Raw genomic sequence first — 20,907 nt, forward strand, 5'->3', positions numbered from 1 at the left:
GCGTTGCTCAGCTGGGTGAGGAATTCGGCGCGCACGGGCAGGGGCGCGCTGCGCGCCTGCGTTTCCACCTCGTGCAGGCGCTGCAGGGCGCGCGCCGGCACGAAGCGGCCATCTTCGCGCACGGCGGCGATGTGCTGTTCCAGGCTGTCGTCCTGGGCGTAGGCGGCGGGCGGCAGCAGGCAGGCCAGTGCCAGCAGCCAGTGCGCCTTCCGCCATCTTGCCCGTTTCAGTCTGCCTGCCAACTTCCCGCCCCCGCAATGACCATTTCTCTGCAAAGATTATATTCTGTTGCAATCAAGAAATATCATGCGCACCGCAGAAATCTCTGAAAGTGCACACTACGGACATGGCCAGAATGTCATTACTGTGCCAGCTGCTGCAGCAAATACAGGCGCTGGTACAGGCCGCCGTCGATCTGCATCAGGGCGTCGTGCGGCCCCGCTTCCGTGATGCGGCCATGGTTGAGCACGATGATCCGGTCGGCGTCGCGGATGGTCGACAGGCGGTGGGCGATGGCGATGATGGTGACCTTGCCGCGCAATTCATTGAGCGCCAGCTGCACGATCTGCTCCGTCTGGCTATCGATGCGCGACGTCGCTTCGTCCAGCAGCAAAATGCGCGGCTGGCCGGCCAGCGCGCGGGCAATGGCGATCAGCTGCTTCTGCCCCGACGACAGGCGCGAGCCGCCTTCGCCCAGCGGCGTGTCGTAGCCGTGCTCCAGCGCGGCGATGAAGTCGTGCGCATGCGCGGCGCGCGCGGCCGTCTCGATCTGCGCCTGCGTGTAGCCGCGGCCCATGTCGATGTTTTCGCGCGCCGAGGCGGCCAGCAGGAAGGGATCTTGCGGCACCAGCCCCACGTCGGCGCGGAAGCGCTCATTGTCGATGCTGTCGAGGGCCACGCCATTGATGGCGATGCTGCCCTGCGCGACGGGATAAAAGCGCAGCAGCAAGGACAGCAGGGTCGACTTGCCGCTGCCCGTGTGGCCGACGATGCCGAAGAAGGCGCCCTGCGGTATCTGCAGCGACAGGTCGTGCAGCACGGGCTGGTTTTCCACGTAGGCGAAGGTCAGGTGCGCAATGTCCACGGCGGGCACGCTGCCATCGTTGGCGCCATGGCTGCCGCTGGATGCGGCCTTGCCGGGAGCATGTTCCAGCGCCTGCGCTTCGTCCAGCAGGGCCGAGACGCGCGCCGTCGCCACCACCGATTGCTGCAGCTGGCTGAACTGCATGGTGATCTGGATCAGCGGCTCGATCACGCGCGCGATGTAGCTGATGAACGCATACAGCACGCCCACTTCCACGGCGCCCATTTCGCGCCGGCCAAAGCTGAAGATGACGACGGCCAGCAGCACGATGTTGAGCATGTCGAGCGCGGGGCGCAGCAGCCAGGCGTTGGCGCGCAATTCCTGCATGCGCGCCGTGTAGTGGTCTTGGTTGATGCCGGTGAAGCGCGCGCCGAAGCGTTTTTCCGCGTTATTTGCCTGCAGCACGCTCATGCCGCCGATCGATTCGGCGATCTGCCCGTTGATCTCGCTGCGCAGGGCGCGCGCGCGCGTCACGGCCGGCGCGCTCCAGCGCTGGTACAGGAAGACGATGACCAGCACGGCCGGCAGCAGCGCCAGCACGATCAGCATCAGGCGCCAGTCGAGGAAAGCCATGGCGGCCATGGTGCCGATCAGGACGATGGAGCTGTCGAGAATGACGAACAGCACCTGCACGTACAGCGATTTCACGGCTTCCGTGTCGTTGGTGACGCGGCTGACCAGCTGGCCCGTGATGGCGCGGTCGAAGAAGGCCATCGGCAGGCGCAGCACGTGCTGGTAGACGGTTTCGCGCAGGCGCTGCACCGAGCGCATGGCCAGGCCGGACAGGCGCACCAGCTGCAGATAGCGCAGGCCGGAAGCGACCCAGCCCGTCAGCAGGCAGCCACCCAGCAGCAAGGACATGCGCGTCCAGTCCAGGTTGCGCGGCAGCAGATGCTGGTCGATCAGGGCCTTGCCCAAAATAGGGCCCGTGACTTCAAGCGCGGCGGCGATGATCAGCCAGAACGTGGCCCAATATAAATGGCGCAGGTCAGGCGCGGCGGCGCGGCGCAGCAGGCCGATGGCCTGCACGGCCTGGCGGCGCACGGATTGCGTGGCGTTGGCTTGCTCGGTCTTAGATGGCATCGAGGCTGGCTTCCAGTTGTTGATAGCGCCACTGGCTGGCATACCAGCCGTCGCGCTGCATCAGGGCGTCGTGGTTGCCCGTTTCCGTCACGTGGCCGTCGCGCAGCACCAAAATCAGGTCGGCATTCACGACAGCGCTCAGGCGGTGGCTGGCGATGATGGCGCTGCGCTCGGGGCGCTTGCGCCGCAGTTCTTCCAGGTGCTGCAGGATGCGCGTTTCCGTGCCCGTGTCGACGGCGGACAGCGCATCGTCGAGCAGCAGCAAGCCGTTGTCGGCCAGGAGCGCGCGGGCGATCGCCACGCGCTGGCGCTGGCCGCCGGACAGGGTGATGCCTTTCTCGCCCACGTGGGTCTGATAGCCCTCGGGGAACTGCAAAATATCGGCATGGATGTCGGCCAGCTGCGCCGCCCGTTCCACGTCCTCGCGCGTGGCGCCGGGGCGGGCCAGGGCGATATTGTCGGCGATGGTGGCGGAGAACAGGAACGACTCCTGCGGCACCCAGCTGATGGCCGCGCGCAGCGCATGCAAGGTGTAGGCGTCGAGCGGCTGGCCATTCCACGTGGCCGTGCCCGATTGCGGCGTGACCTGGCGCAGCAGCACGCGCAGCAGGGTCGACTTGCCGCTGCCCGTCGGACCTACCAGGCCCAGGGTCTGGCCCGGCAGCAGGCGCAGCGAAATGCCCGACAGGGCCGGCGCCGTCTGGCCCGCGTAGGCAAAGCCGACGTCCTGCAATTGCAGGGGGCCGGGCGTGAGGGTGTCGATCGTGCCGTGGTCGTCGATGGCCAGCGGCGCGTCGAGCATCGGTTGCAGCCGCTGCCAGGCGGCGCGGCCCCGTTCGATCAGGGAAAGTACCCAGCCGGCGGCGAACATCGGCCAGATCAGCTGGCCCAGGTACATGGAAAAGCTGGTCAGCGCGCCGATGGTCAGCTGGTCTTGCCACACCAGGTAGCCGCCCAGGCCCAGGGTCAGCGCCGTGGCGGCCGTCAGGGTCAGGCCGACGGCCGGTTCATATGCCGCTTCCCAGCGCTGCGCCGTCAGGCTGGCGTTCGCCGCGTGGCCGGCCAGGGTGGAAAACTGCTTGCTGCTGCGCTCTTCCAGGCCCAGCGCGCGCAGGGTGCGCACGCCCGACAAGGACTCTTGCACATGGTCGTTCAGCGCCGCGAAGCGCTTTAATGAATCCGTCGACGCCGTGTGGATATGGCTGGAGATGCGCCAGAAGGCCAGTCCCATCAGGGGGAAGGGCAGCAGGGCGATGCAGGCCAGGCGCCAGTCCACGCCCAGCAGCATGATGCCCAGCACCATCAGCAGGGTCAACGTGCCGTCGAAGCCGGCCAGCATGGCTTCGCCGGCGGCCATCTCGATGGCATCGATATCGTTGGTCGCCAGCGCCATCAGGTCGCCCGTGCGCTGGTTCTGGTAAAACGACGCGCCCTGCTGCGACATGCGCGTGTAGAAGCGCGTGCGCAGCATCACGCCCAGCTGGTAGGCGGCCTTGAACAGGGTGATGCGCCAGCCGACGCGCAGGAAGTAGATGACGACGCCGACGGCGAGCAGGGTCAGCAGCTCCAGCCACAGTTCGGCGGCCGTCATGCGGTGCGCGGCCAGCGCGTCGATGATGGCGCCCACGCGGCGCGGAATCCAGACGGTCAGTGTTGCCACGCCCGTCAGCATGACGGCGGCGGCGGTATACGCGGGCCAATGCTGACGCACGAAGCCGGCGATGAGCCTCGATAAACTCATGATTACCTTTGTTGTTTTTTATTGGGGTGTCGCGGGGCGGCAGGAGGGGCACGCGCACGGAAAGTACGCGTAGGATACAACAAGGCGGCAAACCGCGCTGTGGACGGGCACGCAAAAAACGGGCCGTAGCCCGTTGTTTTGCTGCTTGCCGCTGTTTGCCTGCAGTGCGCAGCGCCAGCTTGCTTACTTGCGGTTGCTGCCTTTGCCGCCGCCCAGCATGTCCAGCTGTTTCGACGGTGCCGCTTTGGCGGCCGGCTTGGCGGCCCCTTTCACCGGGGGCTTGACGGCGGCCTTGGCTACGGTCTTGCTGGCGCTGGCCGGTGTGGCGACCGGTTTGCTGGCCGGGAAGGACTTGGCGGCCGGCTTGGCGGGTGCATGCGCAGGCGTGGCTGCCTTGGCTGGCGCCGCAGCAGGTGCGGCCGCTTTGGCGGCTGCCGGCTTGCTGGCTTCCGGCTTGGCGGTGTCAGCTTTCGCCGCCGGCTTGCTGTCCACCGGTTTCACGGCGGCTTTGCTTTCCACTGCCTTGGCGGCTGGCTTGTCGGCCACCTTGGCAGCCGGGGCTGGTGCCGGAGCCGGTGCAGGCTTGGCGGCGGGTGCGGACGCTGGTGCCGGCGCGGCCTTGGCGGCAGGCTTGGCCGCTTCCTCTGCCTTCGCTGGCGCAGGCTGGGCGGCGACGGGGGCCGGTGCCGGTGCCGGTGCCGGCGCGGCGGCCGGCTTCGGGGCCGGGGCGACAACGCTCAGTGCCGGCTTGGCCACTGCGGTGGGCGCGGCAGGGGCGGTTGCGGGTGCGGCCGCGTCGAGACGGGCCTGGGCCGAGGCCAGCAATTCGGCCTGGGTGCTGGAGGCGATGCCGAACAGCTGGCGGCTATACGCCAGCACGCTTTCGATATTCGGCTGCGCCTGGCTGGTGCTGTAGCTGAAGAAATCGCGCGGATCCTGCGTTTCCAGCAGGTGCTGCGCCGTTTCCGCCGTGTGCGACAGGGCGGCCTTGCCTGCATTCAGGTTCAAGGCGATGATTTTTTCGGCGCTTTCAAAGACTTTATTCGTCAGGGTGTTGAAAATCTGTAACTGGCTTTCCAGTTGCGATTTTGCGGCCTCGGAAAATTGTTCAGGAATTGGAAACATATTTACTCCCTTGTACGGATTAAAATGCTGGCAAAACGCTCTGCAAAATCCCGAACACCAGAGTTGGCCGCGTTTTGTAAAGTAGGTAGCGTGCTGAATAGCCAATGAAGCCTGATTATGATGCAACGCAATATGAATATTCTAGCGGTGATTCGAGTTGGTTGAAAGTTATTTTTCTTAAACGTGCCAGGGGTGTGCTGCCTGTATTCATCAGCCTGTCAGCGTTTGCGCAAAGTTTGCGCGCGCGCAAGGCGACCGATGTGTATCTATGGCTATGCTTTTGCCAGTCGCCATATTCTTGCGGTGCAGCAAATCCCGGGAAGCCAGTAAAATGCCTGGCGGCTGCAGCAGCCGCCCAGATAGTCAAGCAAGGAGTAAGCGCATGGATGTCGTCATCCGCAATGCCAGTCTGCCCGATGGGCGTCGCGCCATCGATATCGCCATCGAAGGCAGCCGCATCGCCGCCGTCGGCGCCGCCTTGCCCGTGACGGGCGCGCAGGAGATCGACGCGGCCGGCGACCTGGTCACGCCGCCATTCGTCGACGCCCACTTTCACATGGATGCCACGCTCAGCTACGGCCTGCCGCGCGTGAATGCGTCCGGCACCCTGCTCGAAGGTATCGCGCTGTGGGGCGAACTGAAACCGCAGCTGACGCAGGATGCGCTGATCGAACGGGCCTTGCAGTATTGCGACTGGGCCGTGGCGCGCGGCCTGCTGGCCATCCGCTCGCACGTGGATATCTGCGATCCGCGCCTGCTGGCTGTCGAAGCGCTGCTCGACGTCAAGCGCCAGGTGGCGCCGTATCTCGACCTGCAGCTGGTGGCCTTTCCGCAGGATGGCATTTTGCGCAGCCCCGGTGCCTTCGATAACCTGAAGCGCGCCATTGCCATGGGCGTCGACGTGGTGGGCGGCATCCCGCACTTCGAGCGCACCATGGCCGACGGCGCGGAATCCGTGCGCCTGCTGTGCGAATTCGCCTGCGAGCGCGGCCTGATGGTGGACATGCATTGCGACGAGTCGGACGACCCGCTGTCGCGCCACATCGAAACCCTGGCTTTTCACAGCCAGCGCCTTGGCATGCAGGGCAGGGTGACGGGTTCGCACCTGACGTCCATGCACTCGATGGACAATTACTATGTCAGCAAACTGCTGCCCCTGATCCGCGAGGCGGGCGTGGCGGCGATTGCCAACCCGCTCATCAACATCACCCTGCAGGGCCGCCACGACAGCTATCCGAAACGGCGCGGCATGACGCGCGTGCCCGAGATGCTGGCCGCCGGCATCCCCGTCGCCTTTGGCCACGACTGCGTGATGGACCCGTGGTACAGCCTCGGCTCGGGCGACATGCTGGAAGTGGCGCACATGGGACTGCACGTGGCGCAGATGACGGGCCAGCAAGCCATGCACGACTGCTTCCTGGCCGTCACCGAGACGCCGGCGGCCATCCTGGGCCTGGACGGCTATGGCATCGCGCCCGGCTGCCATGCGGACTTGCTGATCCTCGATTGCGGCAGTAGCGTGGAAGCGCTGCGCCTGCGCGCGGCGCGGCGCCTGGTGCTGCGGCGCGGGAAAATCGTCAGCGAGGCGCCGCGCGCCGCGTCGCGCCTGCACCTGCCGGGGCGGCCCGACAGCGTGAATTTCCGCCTCGGCCGCTGATCCATGCAGGCGTGCGCCACTGGACGAGGTGGTACAAATCCCCGACAATCGTTGCACACTAATGCTGCCGGAGCTAGACCTTGAAAGAAATTGACATGCGACCCGCACGGGAATCCGACTTCGACGCCATGTGGGAGATTTTCCATACCCTGGTCGCTGGCGGCGATACCTACCCTTTTCCCGCCGATACGACGCGCGAAGAATGCCGCGCCTACTGGTTCGGCCCCGGCGTGCAAAGCTTCGTCGCCATGATGGGCGCGGAGCGCCTGCTGGGCATGTACAAGCTGGTGGCCAACCAGCCGGGCCACGGATCGCACGTGGCCAACGCCTCGTTCATGGTCGACCCGGCCGCGCAGGGCGTGGGCGTGGGCCGCATGCTGGGCGTGCACTGCATGGAAGAAGCGCGCCGCGCCGGCTTCCTGGCGATGCAGTTCAACTTTGTCGTCAGCACCAACCTGGCCGCCGTCACCCTGTGGAAAAAGCTGGGCTTTAGCATCATCGGCACCCTGCCGCTGGCCTACCGCCACGCGCACCTGGGCTATGTCGACGCCTACGTGATGTACCAGCTGCTGACCGACCCGATGCAGTGGCCAGCATGAGCGCCGCCATGACCGAAGCGCTGACCATCATCGAAACACCCCGCTTGCGCCTGCGCACCGCCACGCCGGACGATGCAGCCTTCTACATGGAACTGGTCAACGACCCGTCGTGGATCGCCAACATCGGCCAGCGCAATATCCATACGCTGGAAGCGGCCCGCGCGGCGCTGGAAGCGGGGCCCATGGCGCAGTTCCGCGCGCATGGCTACTCCCTGTACATCGTCGAGCAGCGCAGCGATGGCGCGCCAGTGGGCATGGCCGGCCTGGTACGCCGCGACAGCCTGCCCGGCCCCGATATCGGCTACGCCATCCGGCCCGCCTACTGGGGCCAGGGCTATGCCTGGGAAGCGGCGGCGGCCATCGTGCGGCATGCGCAGCAGGTGCTGGGCCTGCGCACCCTGTATGGCATCACCTCGCAGCAGAACCAGGCGTCGATCAATCTGCTCAACAAGCTGGGCCTGCGCTTCGAGCGTTTCTCGCGCCTGCCGCCCGAGGGCCGGGAGACGAATATCTACCGCAAGGATTTTCGCCAGTTTTCGTAGCGTGAACGTCAATATTGAATAGACTAAGGAAATAGATGGCCACAAGTAAAAAAGTTGTTCTACCTCTCGAAACTATGCTTGCTGAATTGCAAGATTTAGCCAGTCGAATAGCCAATGTTGATGCAGGTACTGATGCTCGTAGTGTTAAAAAAATTCGTTTGGATCTAGAAAAGGCGGTATGGGAGATCAAGGCGACCACTGAAAGGCTGGATCCTATTTTACGCCCGGAATCAATTTTTGATCCCTCCGATCCCAACACCGCTGGCAGGGTAGTGGCCTTGACTATGATTGCACAGGAAAGACATTCGTTGGCGGCCATTCCTGAGTTCTATGGTGCCGGGGTGTATGCGATCTATTATCGAGGTAATTTTTCACCATACTTGCCGTTGAAAAATACGGATCATCCTATCTACGTGGGAAAAGCAGACCCAGACCGACAAGGCGCCAAGAACGCTGTAACTCAAGGAACAAAATTGTCGGCGCGACTCAATGAACACGCTCGCAGTATTCGGAAAGCAACTACGACACTGAAAATTGAAGATTTCGAATGTCGTTTTTTGATTGTGCAAAGTGGATATCAAAAGTCGGCCGAAGACTATTTGATCAACTTTTTTAAGCCGATCTGGAACTCGGAGACAAAGATTTGCTTCGGTCTTGGGAAGCATGGAGACAGTTCTGATACACGTGTCAATAAACGCTCACCTTGGGATACCATGCATCCAGGACGTGAATGGGCGGATAGAACTTTTGAGGACCAGAAATCGGTAGAGGTGATCAATGATCAAATTGCTGGTCACTTGTCAGCCCATTCACCTTACACAGATGTTCATCAGATTTTTGAGCGAATTATGGCCGACATGCGTCAGATTAACCGGGAGCGTTTTTTTACTCCAGCAAAAGGTGATGTTTTGTTCGATCAGGCGGCGGCCGAGGTCACTTCCCCTATAGGTAAGTAGTGTGGGTAGAAAGGATTTTTGAATCAGAGTTCACACTTTCGAATAGGTATGAAATCACGTGCGTTTTATGTAATTTTCCATGCCGTCGCCTATTTTTACTCTCGCAGAAGTGCGCATACGCCGCGCGCCATCACTGCCGCTAACTTCACAGGAACTGCATTGCCAAGCTGGCGCATGGTTTCAGACCATGTGCCTTCAAATATAAAATTGTCAGGGAAGGTCTGAATACGTGCTGATTCCCTAACAGTAAAATACCTAACTGAGCCGTCCGTACGGCGCAGCATATTTTCACCTCCAGGAACGCCATGGTCGCCTGCTTTGAGTGCCTTCGCTGGTTCGTCAACTGGGCTTCCCGTATGCCCGGCATACGCTCTCGCGCCTGGCTGAAAGCGATGTGCTTGCACTAACTCCAACTCTTTTGTCGCGGATATCTCAGGATCGGGCAGATCGGAGATGGCATCTCTGACGGTTTGCCAAGCCAGCATATTGGTGCCGTGATCAGCATCCAATATTTTTTGGATTTTCTTATCGATGCCCTCAGGCCGTGGTGGACGTTTTTTTGAAGCAACGCGGTGACGATCCCAGTAGGTTCCGTTTGCCCATTTTGTCAATACCAGCGCATCACTGCTATGCGTTTCTGCTGGAAAGTTCCAAGGCTTGTGAACATCAGCCCTGAAACCGACGAAAAAGATGCGCATGCGCTTTTGTGGAACACCATAATTGGCCGCGTTAACCAGGCGGTGATAAACATGATATTCGCTCTGTGCCCCCTTGGCCTTATATTTTTGCAGCCTTACCAAGTGTTCTGTCCACAGCTCTTTCGTTTTGGCGATTTGTGAAGGAAATTCAAGTTGCAGTAGGATGTAGTTGAAGTAGTCGGCAAATGCCGCACGTTTTAGACCTTGTACATTTTCGAAGGTGAACGCGCGCGGTCGAGCCTCTCGGACAGCACGTATCGCTTGCGGGAACATATCTCTCTCGTCGAGAAATCCACCGTGCTTCCCGCCCATGGAAAAAGGTTGGCAAGGTGGACCTCCTGTGATTAGATCGATATTGTTATGATTTTTGTAGTTGAAGTCACGTACGTCGCCCTCTGTGACATCGGGCCAATGACTGATCGGTTCCACCTGCTGAAGCTTATTATTGCGTAAGGTATTGCACGCATGACTGTTCCATTCGACAACCGCGCGATGCTGAACATCATTGCTGGAAAAACCAAGCGCCAGTCCTCCCGCCCCTGCAAATATTTCAATTGACTCAATGATACGAGCATTTGTCACTAGCGTGTCTGACGGTACTAAGAGGGTGGGCGTGTTATACATGGTCATTTAGAGTGGCTGAAACGCTACTGCTTTTTCGGTACATTATTGAATAGATGTGGTTGATAGTAACCTGACATTGCAGGGTGGCAATTGCCACTCTCGTTGACATGCGATGGTATGCATGGCAACTTCTGTGTGGACACATTTAAGTAGTGCAGCAGTATAAAGCAATGAACACAAGAGGAACAAACCGGAGGAGGTTGCTGTGCCTCGTATGCATCAATGCTAAACTTTCCATACCTCCCATTTTACTGTGTTTTTATACAGTATTCAATGTGCCAATTTGTTACTGCTCAAAGTAGCCTTGAAAATGCCAGGAACGACACTATTTCTGCACGGTTTCATGAGGCGCATGCATTATGGTTGACACTATCGATCAGCCGTCTCGTAGCAGAGTGATGGCATTGGTTAAAGGCAAAAATACTGGGCCGGAGTTGTTGGTTCGAAAGCTGGTGTTTGCAGCAGGATATCGCTATAGGATTCATGTCAGAAATCTTCCGGGTTCTCCCGATTTGACGTTTCCTGGCAGGAAAAAAGTCATCTTCGTGCACGGCTGTTTTTGGCATCGGCATGAGGGTTGTGATTTGGCTCGCATGCCCAAGTCACGTATCGACTTTTGGGACTCAAAATTGAGTGGCAATAAGTTACGCGATGCACGAGCAGTCGATGCCTTGCGTCAATGCGGATGGGATGTCATGGTCGTGTGGGAGTGCGAGCTTCGTGATCCTGAGAACGTAGCGGGCGCGATACAAGAATTTCTCGGCCCACCTCGTAGGCGTGCCTTGCCTGAGGTGTGAGTTCTTTGAAACATGAGGACATCCTAGCTCTTGGTACTCCGCCAGTTGGGACGCATGGCTGAAAAAAAGTATTTAGAAAGCCGCGTCTTTTGTAGTGGTGGCACGCGGTCTTTGTTTTTATAGTTGGCATACCGGTGGAAAACCGCCGGACTATAAAAATGGAGACGTGTTATGAAAATCATGACTGCTGTTGCATGGGGCACCCTCATGTCCGCCGGGTTTGCAGACGCTTCGGCGCAAAGCTGCTCGGTGCCCGTGATCAAGGTGCTGGCGCAAAAAAGCCTGGGCCTGACGGTGATGGAAAAGTCCCTCGCCGAGTATGAAAAGAAAAGCGGCACCAAAGTACAAATCAGTTATTTCGGCGAAAACGACCGCCGCTCGAAAGCCCGCCTCGATGCCTCCACCAAGGCCGGCTCCTACCAGATCTATTACATCGACGAAGCCAACGTGGCCGAATTTGCCACGGCAGGCTGGGTCGTCCCCCTGCTCAAGTACCTGCCCAAGGAAGCCGACTACGAGGACTTCCTGCCGGGCCGCCGCGCCGTCGCCTCGTACAAGGGCGTGGCGTATTTCGCGCCCCTGATCGGCGGCAGCGACTTCCTGTTTTATCGCCGCGACCTGCTGGAAAAGGCCGGCATCGCCGTGCCGAAGACGCTCGACGAACTGGTTGCCGCCGTGAAGAAAATGAACAGCCCGCCGAACATGTACGGCTGGGCGGCGCGGGGCCAGCGCGGCTCGGGCATGAATGTCTGGCGCTGGTCGCCGTTCATGCTGGCCGCCGGCGGCAAGTGGGAAAAGGACGGCGTGCCGACCTTCAATTCGCCGCAGGCCGTGAAAGCCACCACCCTGTACCGCGACCTGTTCAAGTATTCGCCGCCGGGCGGCGCCACCTACGACTGGAGCAACGCGCTCGAAGCGTTCAGGTCGGGCAAGGTGGCCTTCATGATCGAGTCCACGCCGTTTGCCGACTGGATGGAAGACCCGAAAAAATCGTCGGTGGTCGACAAGGTCGGCTATGTGCGCCCGCCCGCGCCGCTGGCGTCGGCCGCGTATGGCCACGGCCTGGCCATCTCCGCCACGGGCGCGAAGGATGAATGCACGCGCCAGGCGGCCGGCAAGTTCATCGCTTTCGCCACGGGCAAGGAGCAGGAACAGGCGCGCCTGAAGGACAACGTCTTCAGCGACTACAACCGCAGCAGCACCATCAACAGCGACTACTTCCGCAAGCACGTCAAGCCGCAGATCCAGGCGGGCCTGACGGACACCACGCCCGTCTCGCGCGTCACCATCTGGCCTAGCCCCGAGTGGCCGGACATCGGCGACAACCTGGGCGTGGTGCTGGAAGAAGTGTTTACCGGCACGCGCGGCGACGTGCAAAGCGCGCTCGATGAGGCGAATGAGTACGCGACCGAGGTAGTTTCGCGGGCGAAGAAGCGTAAGTAAATTCCTTCACCCCAACATCTGCACAGCCGGGGTCGGACGGGGACGCCTAGTCCCTGAGGGTCCGACCCCAGTCCTCGCCTTTGGGGTGAAAAATGACGCTAACGTACGAGCCTGAAAGCTGATTCCTATGCCGCATACCATCCGTAAAAAACGCCACACCTGGCTGCCGGCGGTGTTCCTCACCTTGCCGCTGCTGGTCCTGCTGATCCTGGGCCTGGTGCCCAGCATCGCCGCCATCAACCTGGCCCTGCAAAACCGCGTGCTGCGCTACAGCGACAGCGAGTATGTGGGCCTGGCCAATTTTATCCGCCTGTTCGGCGACCGCCGCTTCGTCAATGCCGTGCAGGTATCGGCCATCTGGGAAGTGGTCACCGTGGCCGGCTCGCTGATTGTCGGCGTGCTGCTGGCCGTGTTCCTGTTTGAAAAAGTGAAGGGCCGCACGCGGGACGTCATCGCGCTGCTCTTGATCGTGCCCGTGCTGCTGCCGCGCGTCTCGGCCGCCTTCATCTGGAAGTTCATGTATTCGCCGCTGATGGGCATTTTGAACTGGATGCTCGAATGCGTGGGCCTGGGCGGCACGGCCCTGCTGTCCGATCCCGCCACGGCCCTGTATGCGGTGGCGCTGCTCGACATCTGGCAGTGGGGCCTGTTCTTTGGCGCCGTGATCCTGAAGCTGTTGGAAACCCTGCCCGGCGAACCGCTGGAAGCGGCGCGCCTCGACTACGCCAGCACCTTGCAGGTGTATGCCTACATCGCGCTGCCGATGCTGAAGGTACCCATCATGAGCCTGGTGTTCATCAAGATGGTCGAGTCGCTGCGCTCGTTCGACCTGATCTACGTGATGACCAAGGGCGGCCCCGGCATTTCCACGGAAACGCTGGACATGTACGCGTATGCGCAGGGCATCGGCCTGATGGGCAAGGTGTCATACGCCTCCAGCATGGCCGTGCTGATGATGCTGGCCACGACCGTTATTTTCACCTTACTCTGGAAGCGGGTCGCCAAATGGGAAAACTGACTAAGAACACCCTAACCAAACCTACTGCGCAGCGCGATTTGCGGCCTCCGGTGCTCACTGTGCATGCGCACAGCTCCGCTTCTCAGCCACAACTCACATCTGCTCGCAACGGTTTTGTCAGGTGTCTTGGGGTGCTGCGCACCCCGGGCGGCGCCAGCGCCGTCGCCACCACCGCCATCACCACCGCCATCACCACAGCGATCGTGCTGGTGGCGCTGTTCCCCATCCTGTGGGCCGTGCTCAATTCCTTCAAGGAGCTGATGGACATCGTCACGCCCGTGCCGCGCTTTTTCTTCAGCCCGACACTGGCCAACTACCAGCAGGTGCTGGCCAGTCCCGAGGTACTCACGGGGCTGGGCAACAGCGTGGCCATCGTCGGCGTGGCCGTGCTGCTGGGTGCCGTGCTGGGCGTGCCGGCCGCGTATGCGATCGCCCGCTATCCGATACCGGCCAAGAAGGATATCCAGTTCTTCCTGCTGTCGCTGCGCTTTTTGCCGCCGGTCGCCGTCGCCATTCCACTGATCTCGATCTGGATCGACCTGGGGCTGTACGACTCGCGCCTGTCGATGGTGGTGACGTATCTGCTGGTGACGCTGTCGACCATCATCTGGCTGTCGATTCCCGCCTTTGCCCGCATTCCGAAAGAGATCGAGGAAGCGGCCGCGCTGGACGGCTATGGCCCCTACCAGGTGTTCTGGTACGTGGCCCTGCCGGTGGCGTCGAAAACCCTGATGGGCGGCATCGTCTTCAGCTTCGTGCTGGTCTGGAATGAACTGATGATCGCGCTGGCGCTCACCTCCTCGAAAAGCATGACATTACCCGTGGTGGCGTCGGCGTTTACCTCGATGGGCCAGGAAGTGCCGTGGGGCGTGGTGAATGCCTCCACCGTGCTGCTGGCGCTGCCGCCGCTGCTGTTCGTCGGCATCCTGGGACGGCTGCTCAACTCCATGCTCAAACATAAATAAGGAATCCCATCATGCAAGCTCTCGTACTGGAACAGGCGGAAAAAATCACCCTGCGCGACATCGACATGCCGCTCGTCGTCGGCCCGCGCGACGTAAAAATCAGGATACACACCGTGGGCATCTGCGGCAGCGACGTGCATTACTTCAAACATGGCAAGATCGGCCCCTTCGCCGTCGAAGCGCCGATGGTGCTGGGCCACGAGGCGTCCGGCGTGGTGGCGGAAGTGGGCGATGAAGTGACGCACCTGAAGGTGGGCGACCGCGTTTGCATGGAGCCGGGCGTGCCGCAGTTCGATTCGCCGGCCACCATGCGCGGTCTGTACAACCTCGATCCTGCCGTGCGCTTTTGGGCCACGCCGCCCATCCACGGCTGCCTCACGCCGTATGTCGTGCACCCGGCTTCGTTCACCTTCAAGCTGCCCGACAACGTCAGCTTCGGCGAAGGCGCCATCGTCGAACCGCTGGCCATCGGCCTGCAGGCGGCGAAAAAGGCCGTCATCAAGCCGGGCGACGTGGCGGTGGTGATCGGCGCCGGCACCATCGGCGCCATGAACACCCTGGCGGCACTGGCGGGCGGCTGCTCGCGCGTGATCCTGGCCGACCTGGTGCCGGAAAAACTGGCCCTGTTCGCGGACAATCCGGCCGTGACCACGGTCGACGTGCGCCACGCCAGCCTGGCGGAGACGGTGAGTGAACTGACGGAAGGCTGGGGCGCCGACATCGTCTTTGAAGCCAGCGGCAGCATGCGCGCCTACGACAACATCATCGGCCTGCTATGCCCGAACGGCTGCCTGGTGCTGGTCGGCATGCCGCCCGAGAACGTACCCTTCGATATTGTCGCCATCCAGGCCAAGGAAGTGCGCATCGAGTCGGTCTTCCGCTACGCGAACATCTTCCCGCGCGCGATCGCCTTGCTCGCTTCCGGCAAGATCGACGTCAAGCCTTTCATTTCGCGCACCTTCGGCTTTGCCGCTGGCGTGCAGGCGTTCGAGGAAGCGGCCAAGGGCCATCCGCGCGACGTCAAGATCCAGATCGAACTGGCAGGAGCGTAACCATGGCAAACATCGCTTGCAGGCAGCTGCACAAGACTTATGACCAGAAGACGGCCGTGCTGCAGCCGTTCGACCTGGAGATCGACGACGGCGAATTCATCGTCCTGCTGGGGCCATCAGGCTGCGGAAAATCGACCCTGCTGCGCATGATCGCGGGACTGGAAGACATCAGCGGCGGCGAGCTGCATATCGGCGGCGCCATCGTCAACGACCTGCCGCCGCGCGCGCGCAACGTGGCGATGGTGTTCCAGAACTACGCGCTGTATCCGCACATGACGGTGTACGACAATATTGCCTTCGGCCTGCGCCGCCTGAAGGTGCCGAACGACGAGATCGAGCGCCGCGTGCGCGAGGTGGCCGCCATTCTCAGCCTGGACAGCCTGCTCGAGCGCAAGCCGCGCGCCATGTCGGGCGGCCAGCAGCAGCGCACGGCCATTGCGCGCGCCATGATCAAGACGCCGCAAGTGTTCCTGTTCGACGAGCCGCTGTCGAACCTGGACGCCAAGCTGCGCGCGCAGCTGCGCGCCGACATCAAGCGCCTGCACCGCCGCCTGCGCACCACCACCCTGTACGTCACGCATGACCAGCTCGAAGCCATGACCCTGGCCGACCGGGTGGTGCTGATGAAGGGCGGGCATATCGAGCAGATCGGCACGCCGGCACAGCTGTACAACCATCCGCGCACCCTGTTCGCGGCAGGGTTTATCGGCACCCCTGCCATGAACTTCATCGATGGCGTGATCGAGAAAGAAAACGGGCAAACGCTGCTCGTGTGCGCCGGCTACCGCTGGCCGCTCGTCTCACCCCGCTTCGCCGCGTTGCCGGCGGGTGGCCGCGTGGTGTTTGGCCTGCGGCCGAACCACTTGCGGGCGGCGCAGCAGCAGGAAGCTGCGGGCACGCACGGCCTGGCGTGCGCCATCGATCTGGTGGAGCTGCTGGGCGCCGAAGCGCTGATCAGTTTCCAGTGCCGCGCCTTGACCTTGTCGGCCCTGCTGCCGGCGAATGCGGCCAACAGCGCGGCGCAGGTGGGCCAGACCCTGGCACTGGCTTTCGACGAAGAACACATGCACCTGTTCGACGCCGACAGCGGCCTGGCAGTGGCCGCGGGCTGAAGTCGTTAGAATAGGTGACCGAGACCGTGCAAGGGAACTGCCGTGACGCCTGACCTGGAACTGATCCACAAACCGATCCACGAATCGTTTCGCGCTTGGGCGCACGGCTATCCGCATGCGGTGGCGAAATGGCATTTTCATCCTGAATATGAACTGCACATCATCACCACGTCGACGGGGAAATTCTTTGTCGGCGACCATATCGGCAGCTATGCGCCCGGCAACCTGGTGCTGACGGGGCCGAATTTGCCGCACAACTGGGTCAGCGAACTGGCCGAAGGCGTGCAGCTGCCCGCGCGCGACCTGGTGCTGCAGTTTTCCAGCGACTTCGTCGAGCGCTGTGCACTGCTGTTTCCGGAAATGGCGCCGCTGAAAACCCTGCTGGGCGAGGCGGGCAGGGGCTTGCAGTTTCCCGATGCGCTAGGCCTGCGTCTGGCGCCGCTGCTGGCCGAGCTGACGACGGCGCAGGGGCCGCGCCGCGTGGAACTGTTCGCGCGCCTGTTCGGCGACCTGTGCGACTGCCGCGAACGGCGTCCGCTGGCCAGTGTCAATTACCTGGCGCAGGCGGGACGCTACATGTCCTCGACCATCAACCTGGTGCTGGCCTACATCAAGCAAAACATCACCCTGGATTTCTGCGAGCAGGACGTGGCCGACGTGGCGGAAATGAACACCTTGAAATTCACGCGTTTCTTCCGCAAGCATACGGGCACCTCCTTCATCCATTACGTCAACCAGGAACGCATCGCGCTGGCCTGCGAGCTGCTGATGAATACGGACATGAAGGTCACGGATATCTGCTACCGCACGGGGTTCAACAATCTCTCCAATTTCAACCGCCAGTTTTTGGCGCACAAGCAGATGTCGCCGTCGAAATTCCGCTCCTGCCTGCACATGAACATGCCCGAGTCGTTTTCCTGACGGCCTTTTTCACTTTTTTTATGGAACCATCGTGACATATCTCGGTATCGATATCGGCACTTCCGAAGTCAAGGCCATCCTCACGGATGACGCGCAAGCCATCCTCGCCAGCGCCGGCGTGACCCTGCGCGTCTCCAGCCCGCACCCCGGCTGGTCGGAACAGAATCCCGAAGACTGGTGGCACGCCACCCTGGACGTCATCGCCGCCATCCGTGCCGCGCAGCCGGTGGCGTTTTCCGGCCTGCGCGGCATCGCGCTGTCGGGTCAGATGCATGGCGCCACCTTGCTCGACAAGCAGCAGCACGTGCTGCGCGCGGCCATCCTGTGGAACGACACGCGCGCGTTTGCCGAATGCGTGGAACTGGAAGCACTGGTGCCCGAATCGCGCGCCATCACGGGCAACCAGGCCATGCCCGGTTTCACGGCGCCCAAGCTGCTCTGGCTGCAAAAATACGAGCCGTCGCTGTTCCGCGCCACGGCCAAGGTCTTGCTGCCCAAGGATTACGTGGCGCTGCGCCTGACGGGCGAGTATGTGTCCGACATGTCCGACGCTTCCGGCACCTTGTGGCTGGACGTGGCCAGGCGCGACTGGTCCGAGCGCATGCTGGCCGCCACCGGCCTGTCGCGCGAGCACATGCCGCGCCTGGTCGAGGGCAGCGCCGCGGCCGCACAGGTGCGCCCGTCGCTGTGCCAGGAATGGGGCATCGCGCACCCGGTGCTGCTGGCCGGCGGTGCGGGTGATAATGCGGCCGCCGCCGTCGGCCTGGGCGTGGTGGAGCCGGGTGCCGGCCTGCTGTCGCTGGGCACTTCCGGCGTGCTGTTCGCGGGCAGCGACGGCTTCGCGCCCAATCCTGGCCAGGGCGTGCACGCGTTCTGCCATTGCCTGCCCGAGCGCTGGCACCAGATGAGCGTGATCCTCAGCGCAGCCTCCAGCCTCAGTTGGGTGGCGCGGCTGACGCAGTCGTCCGACATCGGAGAATTGGTGGCGCTGGCGGAAAGCGTCGAGGCGCGCACGGCGCCCGTCTTCCTGCCGTATTTGAGCGGCGAGCGCACGCCGCATAACGACGCCACGGCGCGCGGGGTGTTTTTCGGTTTGTCGACGGAACACGGGCGCGCGGAACTGGCTTACAGCGTGATGGAAGGCGTGGCCTTTGCCATGGCCGATGGCAATGCGGCCCTGCGCAGCGCCGGCACGCAGTTGCAGGAAGCGTCGTTCGTCGGCGGTGGCTCGCGTAGCCGCTTCTGGGCGCAGCTGTGCGCGAATGCCTCGGGCTTGCACGTGCTGCGCCACGACCATGGCGTGGCTGGCGGCACCCTGGGCGCGGCGCGCCTGGCGCAGATGGCGGTGACGGGCTTGCCGCCCGCGCAGGTGTGCACGCGTCCGGCCGTGCAGGAGACCATCGCGCCGCAGGCCAGCGGCGTGCTCGATGAGCGCCTGGCGCGCTACCGGCGTTTGTATCCGCTGCTGCGTGAGGAGTTTGCGGGTGCGGCGAGGTAGCGGTATTGCAGCCTGGCTGTCGCCGGGCTTACGGCATTCCCTCGCGTGCCGCTTGATGCCAGTCAAGCGGCCCCCGATCAGCGAAAAATCCCGCCTGAATTCTTATACTATTTCCTTTCCGCATGTATTTGCGCCGGGCCGCATGGCGCGCCTTGCAAAGGAAAACCATGTTGCCGACTTTCCGCCTGCCGGGTGACCCATGACGGCGCTGCTGCTGGCGCTGTGCCTGTTCCTGGCCGTGGTGCTGAGCGTGCTGCTGGCGTGCCAGTGGCATGCCGCGCGCGGCTGGCGCCGGCGCCACGCCACCAGCGCCATGCTGCAGGCGCGCGGGCTGGCGCTGCTCGATGCCTTGCCGGCGGCTGTCATCGGCACCGACCGGGAAGGCGTGGTGCAGTACCTGAATCCCCGCGCCAGTGCCCTGGGCGGCCTGCTGCCCGCCGATGGCCTGGGCTTGCCCGTGTCGCAGCTGCTGCCGCTGTTCCACGATGGCACGCCGATCGACGCGGCGCGCCAGGTGCGCGAGTGCGTGGCGCAGCAGGAAGTGCTGGAAGTGGCGCGCGGCGCCGTGCTGCTGCGCCATCTCGATGGCAAGCGCATCGACGTGCAGTACAGCTGCGCGCCGCTGGCGCAGGGCGGTGCGGTGCTGCTGCTGCACGACGTGTCGGCCCGCCGGCGTGCCGAGCAGCAGCTGGAGTTCATCGCCCATCACGATGGCTTGACGGGGCTGCCAAACCGCCTGCATTTCCAGATCCGCTTCGAGCACGGCATCGCCTATGCGCGCCGCCACCAGGGTTTGCTCGCCGTGCTGTTCGTCGACATCGACCGCTTCAAGGCCATTAACGACAGTCTGGGGCACGACGTGGGCGACCAGGTGCTGACGGAGTTCGCGCGCCGGGTGCAGCAGTGCGTGCGCAAGGTCGACACGGTGGCGCGCCAGGGCGGCGATGAATTCATCATCCTGCTGACGGAGCTGCGCACGGCGCAGGATGCCGAGCGGGTAGCCGAGAAAATCGTCGGCGCCATCGCCGCCCCCTTCGTCATCGGCGAATACAGCCTGACGGTGGCGGCCAGCGTGGGCGTGGCCCTGTATCCGGATGACGACGACGACGTCAATGCGCTGATCGAGAAAGCCGACCTGGCCATGTATGCGGCCAAGCGCCACGCGCCCGGCACCTGCCTGCGCTATGCGGCGCGCATGCAGACGCAGTCCTATTCGCGCACCATCCTCGAGACAGCGTTGCGCCACGCGCTCGAGCGCAACGAGTTCGTGCTGTACTACCAGCCGCGCATGGATTTGCAGACGCGCAGCATCACGGGCGTGAAGGCGCTGCTGCGCTGGAAGCATCCGGAGCTGGGCCTGATGATGCCGCTCGATTTTTTGCATGTGCTTGAAGAAAGCGCCCTGATCCTGCCTGTGGGCGCGTGGGTGCTGGCCACGGCCGTGGAGCAGGCGCGCAGCTGGATCGAACAGGGGCAGCCGCTGACGGTGTCCGTCAGCCTGTCGGCGCGCCAGTTCTACCAGCGCGATATCGTGCGCAATTTCGCCGCCGCGCTGGAGGCGGCCGGCGTGCCCGGCCACTGCATCGAACTGGAAATCGCCGCCGCCATCCTGATCGACAGCAATCAGAATTGCGAGCTGATACTGCGCCAGTTCCGCCAGTTGGGCATCGCCATCGCCATCAGTGATTTCGGCACGGGCGAAGCGTCGCTGAACTACCTGAAGCGCTTTCCCACGGATGCCGTGAAGATCGAAAAATGCTTCATCGACGACCTGGGCAAGCCCGGCGGCGACGGCGCCATGGTGCGCGCCATCGTCGCCATGGCGCACACGCTCAGGCTGCGCACCATCGCCGGCGGCGTTGAAAACGCCGAGCAGCTGGAGCTGCTGGCCGAGATGGGCTGCGACGAAGCGTTCGGCTATTTCCTCGGCCGCGCCATGGCGCCGGACGGCGTCGAGGCGCTGCTCAAGAGCGGCGCCGCCGTGTAGCGTAC

General features: G+C 62.6%; 16 protein-coding genes and 1 pseudogene. 13 read left to right on the forward strand and 4 right to left on the reverse strand.

Features of this window, described 5'->3' with window-relative positions:
* Window positions 1–361: 361 nt before the first annotated feature.
* The 3 genes from ACQ4WR_RS06250 to ACQ4WR_RS06260 form a co-directional block, all read right to left on the reverse strand.
* Window positions 362–2,167, reverse strand: coding sequence for an ABC transporter ATP-binding protein (locus ACQ4WR_RS06250; protein WP_436486007.1), 1,806 nt, complete (start codon window positions 2,165–2,167; stop codon window positions 362–364).
* Window positions 2,157–3,908 carry an ABC transporter ATP-binding protein gene (locus ACQ4WR_RS06255; protein ID WP_436486009.1) on the reverse strand — a complete coding sequence of 584 codons (1,752 nt, stop codon included), beginning with the start codon at window positions 3,906–3,908 and terminating at the stop codon, window positions 2,157–2,159. The genes ACQ4WR_RS06250 and ACQ4WR_RS06255 overlap by 11 nt, the downstream gene beginning before the upstream one ends.
* 183 nt (window positions 3,909–4,091) lie before the next feature.
* Entirely contained in the window at window positions 4,092–5,033 is a 942-nt protein-coding gene (locus tag ACQ4WR_RS06260; protein WP_436486011.1) for a phasin family protein, read from the reverse strand.
* Between the two features lie 382 nt (window positions 5,034–5,415).
* On the opposite strand from ACQ4WR_RS06260, the gene ACQ4WR_RS06265 reads away from it, so the two are divergent.
* The 4 genes from ACQ4WR_RS06265 (at window position 5,416) to ACQ4WR_RS06280 (ending at window position 8,787) form a co-directional block, all read left to right on the forward strand.
* A complete protein-coding gene (locus ACQ4WR_RS06265) occupies window positions 5,416–6,690 on the forward strand; it encodes an amidohydrolase family protein (protein WP_436486013.1) in 1,275 nt (424 codons plus the stop codon).
* 80 nt (window positions 6,691–6,770) lie between these two features.
* Complete coding sequence (locus ACQ4WR_RS06270; protein ID WP_436486015.1) at window positions 6,771–7,289, forward strand: GNAT family N-acetyltransferase; 519 nt, start codon at window positions 6,771–6,773, stop codon at window positions 7,287–7,289.
* Window positions 7,286–7,831, forward strand: coding sequence for a GNAT family N-acetyltransferase (locus ACQ4WR_RS06275; protein WP_436486017.1), 546 nt, complete (start codon window positions 7,286–7,288; stop codon window positions 7,829–7,831). The genes ACQ4WR_RS06270 and ACQ4WR_RS06275 overlap by 4 nt, the downstream gene beginning before the upstream one ends.
* A 35-nt stretch (window positions 7,832–7,866) precedes the next feature.
* Window positions 7,867–8,787, forward strand: a complete 921-nt coding sequence (locus ACQ4WR_RS06280) for an Eco29kI family restriction endonuclease (RefSeq protein ID WP_436486019.1) — start codon at window positions 7,867–7,869, stop codon at window positions 8,785–8,787.
* Window positions 8,788–8,882: 95 nt separating this feature from the next.
* Here ACQ4WR_RS06280 and ACQ4WR_RS06285 read toward each other — a convergent pair whose 3' ends face one another.
* A complete protein-coding gene (locus ACQ4WR_RS06285; RefSeq protein WP_436486021.1) occupies window positions 8,883–10,115 on the reverse strand; it encodes a DNA cytosine methyltransferase in 1,233 nt (410 codons plus the stop codon).
* Window positions 10,116–10,468: 353 nt separating this feature from the next.
* Here ACQ4WR_RS06285 and ACQ4WR_RS06290 point away from each other — a divergent pair, with 353 nt between their 5' ends.
* The 9 genes and pseudogenes from ACQ4WR_RS06290 (at window position 10,469) to ACQ4WR_RS06330 (ending at window position 20,902) form a co-directional block, all read left to right on the forward strand.
* Entirely contained in the window at window positions 10,469–10,906 is a 438-nt protein-coding gene (locus tag ACQ4WR_RS06290) for a very short patch repair endonuclease (RefSeq protein ID WP_436486023.1), read from the forward strand.
* Between the two features lie 171 nt (window positions 10,907–11,077).
* Complete coding sequence (locus ACQ4WR_RS06295) at window positions 11,078–12,349, forward strand: ABC transporter substrate-binding protein (protein ID WP_436486025.1); 1,272 nt, start codon at window positions 11,078–11,080, stop codon at window positions 12,347–12,349.
* A gap of 127 nt (window positions 12,350–12,476) precedes the next feature.
* Window positions 12,477–13,367, forward strand: a complete 891-nt coding sequence (locus ACQ4WR_RS06300) for a carbohydrate ABC transporter permease (RefSeq protein ID WP_436486029.1) — start codon at window positions 12,477–12,479, stop codon at window positions 13,365–13,367.
* Between the two features lie 176 nt (window positions 13,368–13,543).
* Window positions 13,544–14,332, forward strand: a complete 789-nt coding sequence (locus ACQ4WR_RS06305; protein ID WP_436486120.1) for a carbohydrate ABC transporter permease — start codon at window positions 13,544–13,546, stop codon at window positions 14,330–14,332.
* An 11-nt stretch (window positions 14,333–14,343) separates the two neighbouring features.
* A complete protein-coding gene (locus ACQ4WR_RS06310; protein ID WP_436486031.1) occupies window positions 14,344–15,384 on the forward strand; it encodes an NAD(P)-dependent alcohol dehydrogenase in 1,041 nt (346 codons plus the stop codon).
* A gap of 2 nt (window positions 15,385–15,386) precedes the next feature.
* Window positions 15,387–16,475 (forward strand): annotated as a pseudogene (locus ACQ4WR_RS06315) (ABC transporter ATP-binding protein); the annotation flags it as partial.
* Window positions 16,476–16,538: 63 nt separating this feature from the next.
* Complete coding sequence (locus ACQ4WR_RS06320; RefSeq protein ID WP_102299005.1) at window positions 16,539–17,417, forward strand: AraC family transcriptional regulator; 879 nt, start codon at window positions 16,539–16,541, stop codon at window positions 17,415–17,417.
* A gap of 31 nt (window positions 17,418–17,448) precedes the next feature.
* The gene (xylB, locus tag ACQ4WR_RS06325; RefSeq protein ID WP_436486033.1) at window positions 17,449–18,915 is read left to right on the forward strand and encodes a xylulokinase; all 1,467 of its coding nucleotides are present in this window, start codon (window positions 17,449–17,451) and stop codon (window positions 18,913–18,915) included.
* Between the two features lie 199 nt (window positions 18,916–19,114).
* The gene (locus ACQ4WR_RS06330; protein ID WP_436486035.1) at window positions 19,115–20,902 is read left to right on the forward strand and encodes a putative bifunctional diguanylate cyclase/phosphodiesterase; all 1,788 of its coding nucleotides are present in this window, start codon (window positions 19,115–19,117) and stop codon (window positions 20,900–20,902) included.
* Window positions 20,903–20,907: the final 5 nt, after the last annotated feature.

This window comes from Janthinobacterium amylolyticum (genome assembly GCF_051380655.1).
Taxonomy (GTDB): Bacteria; Pseudomonadota; Gammaproteobacteria; order Burkholderiales; family Burkholderiaceae_D; genus Janthinobacterium.